Raw genomic sequence first — 14,068 nt, forward strand, 5'->3', positions numbered from 1 at the left:
AAGATCATCGCGGCTTATATTTTTATGCTCAAATGTCTCTAGGCAATTCATTGCCTTTTGTTTGGCATTTTCATTACACTTTGCAGTTTTAGTTTATTCTGCTCAACAAAATCACATTTATAAGCCTGTTAACAAAAAAGAGGAAGTTAGAAAATGTATTTTCCATCTCTCAATAGGTTTAGTGGGGTAAAAAAGGGTTTCATTGTATGCTCTCTATTGCTTCTTTTAAAATATCTTCACTTACAGCTCCAATGAATACTTTATCGCCAATGATATGAGAGGGAGTACCATTAATATTTAATGTAGAAGCAATTTGAATATTTCTTTTAAAGGACTTCTTTATGTTAGGGTTTTGTATTGCTTTATGCAAATCTTTTTCATTTGCCCCTAATGAAACCGCTATTTTTATAGCTTTGGCTTTGTTTGCACGGTTCTGACCAGTTAAAAGTTCTTTATAAAATTGGAAATATTTCTCTGGAAATTGTTTTCGGAAGGCATAAGCAATTGTATGCGCTTCTATCGAATCAGGACCTAAAATGGGTAAATCTTTGATAATTATTCGCAAGTCTGGGTATTTTTTATTAAATTTACCATACTAGAATAGAAACGTTTACAAAAATTGCAGTTATAATCAAAAAATTCAACGAGTATTATTTTACCATTTGGGTTTCCAAAAACAGCATCGTGAGGAGATTGAAAAATTTCCTTTTCTAGTGATTTAATAACAAAAGCTTGTTGTTCCTCTATCCCCCCCAACTTTTCTTGAAGGATAAGCTGCATTTCGATCATAATTTCTGGGTTTTTAAGAAGGTAGTCTTTTACAATCTCTCGGATGTAATCATCATTTGTACGTGGTGTTATTTTTTCACTAAGTTTGGATAAAAAAGTAGAATCTTCCAGAAGCTGTATTTTAAGGCTTTCTGTGATTGAATTATTTAATGTTGTCTCTTTTGCTTTTAAATTTGATAAAGGTAAGCAAATTAAAATACTTAACATGATTATCATTGAAAATTTTGCAATGAATGTTGTTGTTAAGTGTTGAAGCTGATGTATCATCTATATATCTTTGTATTTTAATAGAGTATCTATAAACTATATGGAAACTATTATGTATACGCAACAAAACATTGAATCATAGCATAAACTTAGTGGGTAATAGAAATAACATCAATTGCTTTTTTACTGCTGTGAAAAATTATTCTATAACGTATAATTTGCAGTAGTTATATTTTTTATTCAGGTTAGTTTTTTTGTGTAAAAATTAGAATATTTTGTTTATCAAAATCAAAATAATATTATTTCTTATGTTGAAAAGCCTACAATAAACGCAAAAAATAGAATATTCTCTAGTCTTAATACCCACAGTGCACTTTAATTCAAAAACTGTTTTTAAATACTATATGTATATTATATAATGCTTTTTATATTATAGTTATTTTAAAATATGGCAAAAACAATGCAGATTTTGCAAAAATTTTTGAAGAAATATAAATATTTCTGCGATGCTTTACATAAAATATTGACCATTAAAATGTTTGTTAGATAGTTTATTTTCTTGCTCTAATATATCTATGCTCTTTAAGTTATATTTTTTAGTTTTTACAATAGCTTGACGGTGATGTTTTCTTTGTTTGTTTAATGTCATTTTAATTTATTCTGGTATCGATAAGGGTTATATTAAATAATAAATCATATTTGGTTTAAAATAAGTCCATATTGATTTTAATTATTTTTTCTATTGAGCACAGTGAAGCAAAATAAATTTTATGTGAAAGTGAAATTATGAAAGCCACAACGCATTATGATTTGTTTATTATTGGGGGTGGGATAAATGGATGTGGAGTGGCAAGAGATGCAGCAGGTCGTGGTTTTAGTGTTGGATTAGCCGAAATGAATGATCTTGCATCGGGTGCATCAAGTGCATCAACAAAGCTTATTCATGGTGGTCTTCGTTATCTTGAACACTATGAATTTAGACTTGTTCGTGAAGCGTTAAAGGAACGAGAAATTATTTGGAATATGGCTCCACATATTGTGCGTCCTTTGCGTTTTATTCTTCCTTATCATAAAGGAATGCGTCCTGCTTGGGTGTTACGTTTTGGGCTTTTCCTTTATGACTATCTTGGTGGTTGGAATCAAAAACTATGGCGTAGCAAAAAGATTGATTTTTCAAGAGAATTTAGCACTCCACTTCAAGAAATTTATAGTAAAGGTTTTGAATATTCTGATGCAACAGTAGATGATGCTCGTTTAGTTATTGCCAATGCACGTGATGCAAAAAAGAGGGGTGCTGACATAAAAGTACGCACAGAAGTTGTATCCTTAAAAATGGAGGGAGAAAAATGGCTAATAACACTTCATGATAAGTTGAATAATCAAGAATATTGCGTTTCTGCCTCTTATATTGCAAATATGGCAGGACCTTGGATCAATCATATTTTAATCAATGTTTTAGATTATAAAGAGCATTCACTAGTGCGGCTTGTCAAAGGTTCTCATATTGTAGTTCCAAGCCTTTATACTCATGATCGTGCTTATATTTTTCAAAATAGTGATGGCCGTATTATTTTTGCTATTCCGTATCAGGAAGAATTTACATTGATTGGGACAACAGATTGTGACTATCAAGGTGATCTTACTGATATCCGTATTAGTAATGCTGAGATTGACTATATTTGTGCAGCAGCAAATGAATATTTTGCTCAACCAATATTACGTGAAAATATTGTGTGGAGCTATTCTGGTATTCGCCCGCTTTATGATGATGGTGCTACAAAAGCACAAGAAACTACACGTGATTATGTTTTGAAAGAAATGGGTGTAGGAAATGCTCCACGAATTCTCAATCTTTACGGTGGTAAAATCACAACTTATCGTAAATTAGCTGAAGATGTAATGAAGTTTGTTGAAAAGGCGCTTGGTTCTAAGGGGATAGCGTGGACAATAAATTCAGTACTACCTGGTGGTGATTTTCCGTGTGATCAATTGGATATGATTGAAAAAAAGATTGCTCTTTTACTTCCAGATTTAGATGCATTTACATGGCGCAGGCTTGCTCGCTCCTATGGTACAGAAGCACTCATAATATTTGCTAACGGTAAGGCAGATAGAGGAAAAGATTTTGGGCATGGACTTTATGAAGTAGAAGTCAAATGGCTAATGGAAAAGGAATGGGCTAAGACGTGTGAAGATATATTATGGCGTCGTTCAAAACTTGGACTTTTATTGAATAAACAAGAAACTGATGTTCTTGCTGCTTATATAGAGAATAAAAAAAGATTGATTAAAATTATAGATCTTAGTTGATTAACTAAAATTGCGGTATTTTTAGTATATTTATACCGAGATAATTTTTAAGATACTATAATAGTATTGCTTTTATTTTTTGAGGATCAAAAGATCTTTAGATATTAAAAGTAGTGAAAATGTGTTGTGAAAAAATAGAGAAGGTGCGTTTTAGGTAGCGGTTACTTCATGGGTTAATATGGAATAGTAAAGCGAATTTAGCTGTATGTAATGAAGAAGAACAATGCTTTTTATTTTTAACAAAATTTAGGTAATTTAAAAAAGGTAATAAGTATTAGGTATAAAGGCTAAAGCATGTTTTTATATCCTCAGTCGATAAAAAACGATAGAACTATTATAAAGAGGAAAAAAGACATTGCTCGTATACATGAATAAAATGCTATAAAAATGTATGAGTAATGCTTTTATGACGTTGTATAGCTCTCCATCATTAGTAAAATTTGCAGTGGCACCAATGCTAGATTGGACGGATCGGCATTGTCGTTTTTTTTATCGTCTTTTGACCAAAAAAGCGCTACTTTATACTGAAATGGTTGTAGCAGATGCTGCAATCCATGGCATTCGTGAACGACTATTGGCTTTTAGTGATGAAGAACACCCAATTGCATTGCAATTAGGTGGATCGGATTCGCAAAAATTGGCAGAAGCAGCGCGAATTGCAGAAGACTTTGGATATGATGAAATAAACCTCAATGTTGGTTGTCCATCAAATCGTGTTCAAGCAGGTATGTTTGGTGCTTGTTTGATGCTCCATCCTGATATTGTGGCAAGGGCTGTAGAAGCAATGAAGCAGGCTGTGACCATATCTGTGACTGTTAAATGTCGTATTGGTGTAGACAAACAAGATGAAGAATTAGCTTTAGATATTTTAGCTAATCAAGTGTGGAATGCAGGCTGTGATGCACTCTGGGTGCATGCACGCAAAGCGTGGTTAAAAGGGCTAAGTCCGAAAGAAAATCGTGGTATTCCAGAACTTAATTATGAAAGAGTTTATAGATTAAAACGTAAATATCCCCATAAATTTATTGGGATAAACGGTGGAATCCAATCAATTGATGAAGTCAAAGAACATTTAAAATTATGTGATGCCACCATGGTGGGACGGCAAGTTTATCATGATCCAGCTTTACTTATGTCCATTGATTCTAAAATATATGGTGAACCGCAAAACAATTTTAGTGATTGTGATCTCATTGATGCTATGTGTGATTATGCTGCTAAACATATAGCATCAGGTGGACGTCTTTCTCATGTGACACGCCATATGACTAATTTATTTCATGGTAGAAATGGTGCACGTCGGTGGCGGCAAATATTATCAAATGATGCGACAAGAAGAGATGCAGGTGTGTCCGTTTTAAAGGAAGCTTTTGCTGCTTGTATTTAGGATAAGCTTCGTTGCAACTCTAAAATTCTATTTTAATATTATACATTAATTAATTCATTTTATAAATTGTAATTTATATATAATTTGTGATTATTTTAAATAATTGGAAGAGGAGAAAACTAAATACTATCCATTTATGATAATGAAACTTTGTTAAAATTTGGACGAGAAGATGTGAAGACTTTTTTATAAATGCAGATGTAATAAATGCTAAAATATTACGATTTTTGGAATATTTTCACGATAAGAAATCCATAAGCTCGGTGAGCTTATCTTTTTTGAAATAAGCTAGTTATAGATGTTATGAGTAGTGTACAGATAATAAAAATAAATCGCATCATTAGTAATATTATCAACATTTAGGAATAAATAATTTTTAAATAAAGATAAGTCATTACTTTAATAACAACGTAATATATTTATACTGTAAAAAAACAACGAATTATTTATACTCTGTTTATAAGATAAAATTTTATTGATACGCTATAGATTTAAAAAGATACTTTTATGAACAGCAGTCCATTTGATGATTTTCGCGCATTATTAACAAACTTACCGAGTGCTGATGAGTTTTCTATGATTTTAGCTAGAAAACGGCAGGAGAAGTTAATAAAGCCGCAGGGAGCCCTAGGAAAGTTGGGAGATATCGCGGTTTGGTATGCAGGGTGGAGAGGTGAAGAAAAGCCGATTATAGCGCAACCTTTAGTGGCTATTTTTTCTGGTAATCATGGTGTTGTCGAGGAAAATGTTACACCATTTCCGCAATCTATGACACAGGAGGTAGTAAGAAGGATTACTGCTGGTGGTGCGGCCATCAATCAGATCTGTGTGGCTTATAATCTTAGACTAAAGATATTCGATTTAGCTCTAGAGTGCCCAACAATGAATATTACTAAAGATGCTGCAATGGGTGAACGTAACACAGCTGCAACAATGGCATTTGGTATGGAATCAATTGCTGGAGGAACAGATCTTTTGTGTGTAGGTGAAATGGGAATTGGTAACTCAACAATAGCATCAGCCTTATGTCTAGCTTTATTTGGTGGGGAAGTTGAAGAATGGGCTGAGTCTGGTAGGGGATCTGTAGGGGAATTTTATGAACGCAAGGTGAGAGCAATAAAAACAGCGATTTCTTTGCATGAGGGTTATTTAAATGATCCTTTTGAAATTATGCGTCGTTTAGGAGGGCGTGAAATTGCAGCGATGGTGGGTGCTATCTTAGCAGCAAGAATGGAAAAAATTCCGGTTATCTTGGATGGTTTTGTAGCAACAGCAGCAGCGGCAATATTATATAAAATGAATCCAAGGATACTTGATCACATTATTATTGGTCATATTTCTTCTGAACCAGCTCATTGTAAACTTTTGGAAAAAATTGGAAAAGAACCGCTTTTAGATTTAAGAATGTGTCTTGGGGAAGGAACAGGTGCAGCTATGGCTGCTGGTGTGGTCAAGGCTGCTCTTTTAACCCACGCACAAATGACTACTTGTGAACAAGAAAATTAGAAAAAATAATAATATGATCGATAAATATCGAGAAGAGCTTTAAGAATTTCACTCATTTATCTTTTCTACTGTTTTATATAATCAAGAAATTTGCCTATCCGGTTAATTCTATTTATGAAAGAGGAGGGAAGTTGCAGAACGTCAATTTAACAATTAAAATCTTTTGTAAAAGCCATTACAGTTTTAATATTGGAATCGTAAAACGCAATAAGTAGTGAGTATTGCATACTTATTTGATAAAATTTAAGCATTCCACAAAATTTTTTACACAATTTTTGAAAGATATTAGTTTTAAAAGATATTAGGGTTGTTCACGATTTTGTTGTGTCAAGTAGGCAAAACTGCGATGTATACGCTTGTTTTAAAAAAGAAAAAGTAGCAACACAACATTAAATAATACTGTTTTTAGAATTGTTAAATTAAAATTGTTAAATTTTGTGCTAGAAAAGAGTTATAAAAATCATTTTTTAAGGTAACATTGAAGACAGACAATAGTGATATTTTCTTGCGAAAAATAAATTTAGATCAAGGTAATTTATACTTTTTTCTTCAATACTAAATTATAAAAACTTACGCACCAAATGACGAAGATATATGATCAGCTCATCATTAAACCATGGGTGTTGTTGTAGCCAAAAAGTATTTCGCCATGATGGATGGGGTAAGGGCATGACATTATATCCTCGAGGTTGACGGATAGAAAGAATGTTTTTCCAATCATTAACGGTTTCTGAGACGGTTTTATGTTTAAGTCCTGCAATGTGCCATTTTTGTGCATAATTTCCAATAGCAAGGACAAGCTTTATTTGTGGCATAGCTTGAAATACTTTTTCATGCCATATCTCTTGACATTCGCGTCTTGGCGGTAAATCAGATTTATTTTTATCATAGCCAGGAAAACAAAATCCCATGGGAACAATAGCAAATAAAGATCTATCATAAAATTCATCGCTTGTTACACCTAACCAATTACGTAATCTATCTCCAGAACGATCATTGAAAGGAATAGAAGTTTCATGAACACGTAACCCCGGGGCTTGACCCGCGATTGCAATAGAAGCTGTGTTGGATAAATAGACAACAGGCCTTGGTTCATGAGGAAGAGGGGGAAAATAATGTGGGCGTTCAACACAAACACGACAAGAACGAATTTGCTCTCCCAATTTAACAATTTGCTCACATTTTTGTTGCGTCATGGTAGATAAAAATTAATGACAGCATTACAAAAAAGCAATAATTTTATCTTTTTATATAAGGATGAACTTTTCGCCACTCTTGCGGTTGTTGGAAATATGATTGCCATATACCCTTTTTTTGTGCTTTGGCTTTTTGCTCTTCTTTCTGGTAAGTATAACCATAGTAACTTATAGCCCACCCATCACGTACCATTTTTGCATTAATATTTTTGACTTTTTCTGTTCTACATGTACCAAGCACACGCTGATATTTGTCTTTTTTATCCCAATGACATGTAACAAATTGGTTTGCTATAAGTTTTTGTAAATGCTCTTTGGCCTTAATGCCGCATGGGTAACGCTCTGTCTCCATACCACAAAATTGACGCAGTTCAGGAGCATCAATTCCTACAAGTCGGATCATAACATCACCAATTCTGATTGAATCACCATCAATAACAATCGCATTTCCCGTAACGGATTCTGTTAAAGCAGAAGCCACTTCTTGAGGTCGCGACCAAGCACACCCCACGTTAGTCGCTACATTGATGAAAACACTGACAACTGTAAGAGTACTTAAAACTGTAACTTTCCGATAAAAGTCACTTAGATTAAAATAAAAAGCATTATTTCTCATAGAAGAATTAATATCATAATGTGTTCGATTAAGTCAAGATATACTTTATATTGTGGAATTATCTTATTTTTTAATGCTGATTGTATCATTATGATAATAAATATCTCGGGAGCAATACCCATTAGTATTAATGTTATGCGACTAAAAATTCCTTTGAGTATTTAAATTTGTAATGTTGTTCGTTAACTAACAGAGTTTATTTTCTTATAACTTTACGTATACAATGAAAAAATTCCATTTGTCTGAGCTATTTAAATAGCTTTAGTTGAACAACCTTGGTTGCCACCTTCAATATAAAAAGTCTTTTGCCATAATAAATAGCAAAATATCTAATAATTATATGGAATTTTGGCAAGATAAACCGCTATCACTTAGAGCAAAATACAAACTAATTATTTAACCAATTTTACTTTAAATAGTAGCTGTGAGATAAAGCTTTTTAAAAACGCTAAACACTTATTAGTGTTTTTTAAGTGTGTTTGTATAATTAGCAGAAATAAACAGCACTACAATTTAAATGGATGAAATCAATTATTTGATTTTTGTTTCTTTAAACTCAACGTGTTTTCTAGCAATTGGGTCATATTTACGTTTGCTCATTTTGTCTGTCATTGTGCGACTATTTTTCTTTGTTACATAGAAAAAACCAGTATCTGCAGTTGACAAAAGCTTGATTTTAATAGTTGCTGCTTTAGCCATAATATAAGGATCCTATTAAACTGAAAATGATACTATTTTGCTCTCAGAACTCATTTTTGATGCAATTATATTTCATTGCCAACACTACGGATGTTATAAAAAAAGTCAAGACTTGATTAGTTTTCTTATCAGGTAAGTGTAGATTATTATATCAGTCAAGGAAGTAAATCATCGTAGAGGAAAAATCAAAATTTTTAAATATTATGTTACTTGAGCAATAAAAGTTGCTTCAATAGATATGCTAATTCTGGATCGAAAATGGTCTACGGTAATTATTGTGATTTCATTATAATTAATGATGTTATTTTAAAAAAAATCTGTCTAGTCATTAGCAGTAAAGCAAATTGTGTTTCTACTTTTAATGTTAACACTTAATCTAAGCAGGGCAGAATCTAAGTAGGGCAGGGTTTCCAGAAATTAATCTTATTGTTTCAATATCGTCTTTGTTTATAGGAATTACGTTCCCGTTTTTTTGCTGTAAATTTGTTTTTACGATAGGAAGTGGATGAAAAAGTAAACGAATGAGGTTGTGTTAATATTTCAAAACATAAAGCACCAGCAAGAGGCTGTACTTCTATAAGTTTTACCTCTACTTCGTCGCCAAGTTGATAACCTTTGCAACTCCATTTTCCTATAAGGGTATGTTGTGTTTCATCAAAATGATAGTAATCACGTTTAAGTGTGGAAATGGGCACAAAGCCGTCTGCATTTAGTTTGTCCAGTGAAATAAAAAGACCTGCTTTTGTAACTCCAGAAATGCGACCTTTAAATGAATGGCCTATTTTATTAACCAAATAATGTGCAACAAGCCGATCAACAGTTTCTCTTTCGGCCATCATTGCGCGACGTTCATATGCAGAAATTTGCATAGCGATTGCTGTTAAATTTTGTTCTTGTGCATTTGTTAGTTTGTCATCGCCTAATTGTAGGGCTTTAATAAGCGCTCGATGAACAATCAAATCAGCATAACGGCGGATTGGTGATGTAAAATGTGCATAGTTATGCAGATTTAAGCCAAAGTGACCTATATTTTCAGGATTATATTCAGCCTGAGATTGTGAGCGTAAAATAACCTGATTAACCAATTCCTGTTGTTGTGTATTAATGGCTTGTGCAAGAATGTTATTGAATCGTTCTGATGTAAGTTCTTCTTTTCGAGAAAATGATATCCCTAAACTTTGAAGAAAATTCTGTAATATTTCTTGTTTTGCGAGAGATGGCTTGTCATGAACGCGATAAATAAAGGGCTGATGATGTTCTTTTAATGTTTCCGCGGCTGCAACATTAGCTTGTATCATAAATTCTTCAATTAAGCGATGTGTTTCTAGATGAGGTGGAACCACAACATTTTTAATATGCCCATTTTGATCAAGAATGATCTTTTTTTCTGGTACCTCTAATTCAAGTGGTTTTCGACGATTGCGTGCAATTTTGAGTTTGATATAAGCACTCCACAATGGTTGCAAGATATTCTCAAGAAGAGGGGCCGTTTTTTCATTTGTATTGCCTTCAATTGCACACTGTACTTCTTGATAAGATAGTTTAGCTACCGTACGCATAATAATACGATGAAAACTATGTTTACGTTTGTTGCCATTTGCATCAAAAATCATACGAACAGCTAAAGCAGGTCTGTCTTTTCCTTCAAGAAGAGAGCATAAATTATTAGAGATGTATTCAGGAAGCATTGGCACAACGCAATCAGGAAAATAAACAGAATTGCCTCGTTTCAATGCTTCTTGGTCTAAAGCACTTCCTGTTTTTACATAATAAGAGACATCTGCGATTGCTACAGTGATAATCCAACCATCGTTATTTGCAGGATCTTCATCTTTTACAGCATAAACGGCATCGTCATGGTCTTTTGCATCTGGTGGATCAATTGTAACAAACGGTAACTGTCGCCAATCTTCATGATTTGTTGTGTTGACAATAGGTTTTGCACTTTTGGCTTGCTTCAAGACCTCTTCAGGAAAAACATAAGGAATTCCTTTTGAAATAAGTGCGATCATTGAAAGTGCTTTTTCACTATTGATAGATCCCAAAATATTTTTTATTTTTGCACTTTTTGATCTGTGAGTCGTATTTTTTCTAATTTCAGCTTCAACGAGATCACCCGATTTTATGTCAACATCTAAGGGGGTTTCAATAATTAGATCATTAGTTTTACGGTCTATAGAACAAAGCTGCCATTGATTATTTTCTAATTTTTTTACTATGCCGAGCATAGTTCTTTCTTGCTTATCAATTTTACGGATAATACGCCCTGTATAGGAAAAACTTTGAGGAGTTTTATTTCGAAAAATTTTTACAAGACAGTGATCTCCAAGACTAATACTGATTCTTTTTATATAGCGAGGAGATATTTCAATATTTGGTTTTAAATCACCCTTCCATTCAAGAGGTTGCGCAATAAAACCTCCATCATTATCTAATGCACTTATTTTAACTAAAGTAATAGGCGGCAATCTTTCTTGAGTCGTTATTTTCTTATGTTTTTTTGATATAGAACTAGGATCCTTCAACTGATCGAGCATATTTTTCAACCAACGACGAGAATCGCCTTTTAAATTAAAAGCCTTAGCGATTTCGCGTCTATTTAATAGGCAAGGATTGTCAGTAATAAAGGACAAAATTTCTGCTTTATTAGGCAGTCGTTCAGTGTAAGAAGACTGAAGATATTTTGTTTTTTTCTGACCTTTAATCAAAATTTATGCCTCTTTTATCTTAGAAAAAGTTTTTTCAATGCTATCTTTTTCTGCGTAACTATTTTTTCCTATTCACTCTTCGCCCTTTTTTAGGGGCAGATGCTTTGGCTAAGAGAAGATCTAATGCTTCTAAAAGCGTTACATCAGCGGGATCTTTATCTTTTGGTAATGTTGCATTGATTTTTCCCCAATTTACATACAAACCATAACGTCCATCGCGCACAGTGACAGTTCCACCCTCTGGATGCTCACCTAATGTGATGAGTGCTTCAGGTACTGTCCGGCCCCGTTTTGTTTTATTTTCTTGTTTTTCAGCTAGCAGTGTAACAGCATGATTGATGCCAATCTCAAAGACTTCATTGATATCAGAAAGATTTGCAGACTTTCCGTCATGAGCAAGATAAGGGCCATATCGCCCAATTGTGGCTGTGATTATTTTTCCCGTTTCAGGATGAATCCCAATTTCACGGGGAAGAGATAGCAAAGATAGGGCTTGATTAAGATCAATATTTTTTTTTGCCCACTCTTTTGGTAGCCCTACACGTTTGGCTCCTTTATCCTGACCAAGTTGAATATATGAACCAAAGCGACCAGTACAAAGAAAGATATCTTTTCTCGTTTCAGGATCAACGCCAAGTACAAGAGGCTCGTCACTGCGCACAACTTCATTTTCTTCTCTTGTATCTATACCAAGTTGGCGTGTATATTTACATTCGGGATAATTGGAACAGCCAACAAATGCACCATAACGCCCTAGTTTTAGCGATAACTGGCCATTTGTACAAAGAGGGCAAGATCGGGAATCACTTCCATCTTCACGTGTGGGAAAAGCAAGAGGCGCTAATATTACGTTTAAGACATCAAGGACATGTGTTATACGCAATTTCTGGATATCAGTAACGGATGCATTAAATTCATTCCAAAAGTCATGTAAAACGTCTTTCCAGGCTAGTTTTCCATCCGATATAAGATCGAGTTTTTCTTCAAGATTTGCTGTAAAGCCGTACTCTACATAACGATTAAAGAAACTTTCAAGAAAAGCTGTGACAATACGTCCTTTAGCATCAGGAACAAGCTTTCGTTTATCAGTTACAGTATAGCCACGTTCAGAAAGTATCGCTAATATAGAGGCATAAGTTGAAGGGCGGCCAATACCCAATTCTTCAAGTTTTTTGATTAATGAAGCTTCAGAATAACGGGGAGGGGGCTCTGTGGTATGTTGAGTTACCTCAACTTTTTCTTTTGTTAGTGCTTCATTAGCGTTGATGTGGGGTAGGCGCGCTGATTCATCATCTTCACCATTTTCTTCATCTCGTTGATCGGTATAGGCAGAAATAAAACCATCAAAGCGAATAACAGACCCTGTTGCACGCAAATTGGCATTATTTTTTCCTTGAATCGCTTGAATTTCGACTGTTGTACGTTCAATTTCAGCAGAACACATTTGGCTTGCAATAGCGCGTTTCCATATCAATTCATATAATTTTGCTTGATCATTATCAAGAAAATTGCGTATTTGATTGGGGTTGCGTTGAAAATCTGTTGGGCGAATAGCTTCATGCGCTTCTTGTGCATTTTTTGCTTTTGTTGAATAAAAACGTGGTTTTTCAGGAACATAGTCATTACCAAAGGACTCTTTAATCACTTTTCGTGCTGAATCAATGGCTTCTGTTGCCATTTGTACACCATCTGTACGCATGTAAGTGATAAGACCTGACGTTTCACCATTAATTTCAACACCTTCATAAAGTTTTTGGGCAATTCGCATAGTACGAGAAGGAGAGAAACCTAATTTTGAAGAAGCAGCTTGCTGTAACGTGGATGTTGTAAATGGTGGGGAAGGATTTCTTTTGATAGGTTTTGCTTCAATATTTAAAGTGCGATATTCTGCCTCCTCCAGCATGGAGCGGATTTTTTCTGCTTGTTCTAAGGATTTAATATCAAGTTTTCCAAGCTTTTCTTGGTTAAATGCTACCAGTCGCGCGTAAAAATTATCATCTCGAATCGTTTTTAATGATGTTGTGATCGACCAATAATCTTCTTTAATGAAATGTTCTATTTCTGATTCGCGATCACAAATAATACGTAAAGCAACCGATTGAACGCGACCAGCTGAACGTGAACCTGGTAGTTTACGCCATAAAACAGGTGAAAGTGTAAAACCAACGAGATAATCAAGAGCACGGCGCGCAAGATAAGCATCGACGAGCGATATATCAATATCACGCGGATTATTCATAGCATCAAGTACAGATTTTTTTGTGATTGCATTGAAAACAACCCGTTTAACAGGTTTATCCTTTAAAACTTTTTTTTGATTAAGAACATCAAGGATGTGCCATGAAATGGCTTCTCCTTCACGGTCGGGGTCGGTTGCCAAAATAAGGCTATCAGCTTCTTTAACGGCTTTTGCTATTTCGTTTAAACGTTTTGCAGAAGTGGTATCAATATCCCATTTCATGGCAAAATCTTGATCAGGTAGAACAGAGCCATCTTTTGCAGACAAGTCACGCACATGCCCGAATGAGGCTACTACTTTATATTGAGGTCCAAGATATTTATTAATTGTCTTTGCTTTAGCTGGAGATTCGACGATAACGATATCCATGATTTTATCCGAATGTTAAAATAAAAAATTCTCTGTATAAAC

At 34.1% G+C, this 14,068-nt stretch carries 8 protein-coding genes and 1 pseudogene; 3 read left to right on the plus strand and 6 right to left on the minus strand.

Annotated elements, in window-relative coordinates; genetic code table 11:
* Window positions 1-199 precede the first annotated feature (199 nt).
* Window positions 200-1,056, minus strand: a pseudogene (locus BWD121_RS02795) (DsbA family protein).
* A 726-nt stretch (window positions 1,057-1,782) separates the two neighbouring features.
* Between BWD121_RS02795 and glpD the strand changes: the two are divergent.
* The 3 genes from glpD (at window position 1,783) to cobT (ending at window position 6,199) form a co-directional block, all read left to right on the plus strand.
* Complete coding sequence (gene glpD, locus BWD121_RS02800) at window positions 1,783-3,306, plus strand: glycerol-3-phosphate dehydrogenase (protein WP_078663301.1); 1,524 nt, start codon at window positions 1,783-1,785, stop codon at window positions 3,304-3,306.
* Between the two features lie 406 nt (window positions 3,307-3,712).
* Entirely contained in the window at window positions 3,713-4,693 is a 981-nt protein-coding gene (dusA, locus tag BWD121_RS02805) for a tRNA dihydrouridine(20/20a) synthase DusA (RefSeq protein WP_078663302.1), read from the plus strand.
* Window positions 4,694-5,200: 507 nt separating this feature from the next.
* Window positions 5,201-6,199, plus strand: coding sequence for a nicotinate-nucleotide--dimethylbenzimidazole phosphoribosyltransferase (cobT, locus tag BWD121_RS02810; protein ID WP_078663303.1), 999 nt, complete (start codon window positions 5,201-5,203; stop codon window positions 6,197-6,199).
* Between the two features lie 560 nt (window positions 6,200-6,759).
* Here cobT and BWD121_RS02815 read toward each other — a convergent pair.
* The 5 genes from BWD121_RS02815 to topA form a co-directional block, all read right to left on the minus strand.
* A complete protein-coding gene (locus tag BWD121_RS02815) occupies window positions 6,760-7,395 on the minus strand; it encodes a uracil-DNA glycosylase family protein (RefSeq protein WP_078663304.1) in 636 nt (211 codons plus the stop codon).
* A gap of 43 nt (window positions 7,396-7,438) precedes the next feature.
* Window positions 7,439-8,011, minus strand: a complete 573-nt coding sequence (locus BWD121_RS02820) for a thermonuclease family protein (protein WP_078663305.1) — start codon at window positions 8,009-8,011, stop codon at window positions 7,439-7,441.
* 531 nt (window positions 8,012-8,542) lie between these two features.
* Complete coding sequence (gene rpmG / locus BWD121_RS02825; RefSeq protein ID WP_007477349.1) at window positions 8,543-8,710, minus strand: 50S ribosomal protein L33; 168 nt, start codon at window positions 8,708-8,710, stop codon at window positions 8,543-8,545.
* Between the two features lie 431 nt (window positions 8,711-9,141).
* Window positions 9,142-11,418 (minus strand): ribonuclease R, encoded by a 2,277-nt coding sequence (gene rnr, locus BWD121_RS02830; protein ID WP_078663306.1) that lies wholly within the window; start codon window positions 11,416-11,418, stop codon window positions 9,142-9,144.
* Window positions 11,419-11,476: 58 nt separating this feature from the next.
* Complete coding sequence (gene topA / locus BWD121_RS02835; protein WP_078663307.1) at window positions 11,477-14,026, minus strand: type I DNA topoisomerase; 2,550 nt, start codon at window positions 14,024-14,026, stop codon at window positions 11,477-11,479.
* Window positions 14,027-14,068: the final 42 nt, after the last annotated feature.

It is taken from the genome of Bartonella sp. WD12.1, assembly GCF_002022415.1.
Lineage (GTDB): Bacteria > Pseudomonadota > Alphaproteobacteria > Rhizobiales > Rhizobiaceae > Bartonella.

Bases quoted from the DNA above. Each gene is read 5' to 3' on its own strand.
- BWD121_RS02820 (WP_078663305.1), bottom strand. From the start codon at position 8,011: ATGAGAAATAATGCTTTTTATTTTAATCTAAGTGACTTTTATCGGAAA.
- cobT (WP_078663303.1), top strand. From the start codon at position 5,201: ATGAACAGCAGTCCATTTGATGATTTTCGCGCATTATTAACAAACTTA.
- glpD (WP_078663301.1), top strand. From the start codon at position 1,783: ATGAAAGCCACAACGCATTATGATTTGTTTATTATTGGGGGTGGGATA.
- topA (WP_078663307.1), bottom strand. From the start codon at position 14,026: ATGGATATCGTTATCGTCGAATCTCCAGCTAAAGCAAAGACAATTAAT.
- dusA (WP_078663302.1), top strand. From the start codon at position 3,713: ATGACGTTGTATAGCTCTCCATCATTAGTAAAATTTGCAGTGGCACCA.
- rpmG (WP_007477349.1), bottom strand. From the start codon at position 8,710: ATGGCTAAAGCAGCAACTATTAAAATCAAGCTTTTGTCAACTGCAGAT.
- BWD121_RS02815 (WP_078663304.1), bottom strand. From the start codon at position 7,395: ATGACGCAACAAAAATGTGAGCAAATTGTTAAATTGGGAGAGCAAATT.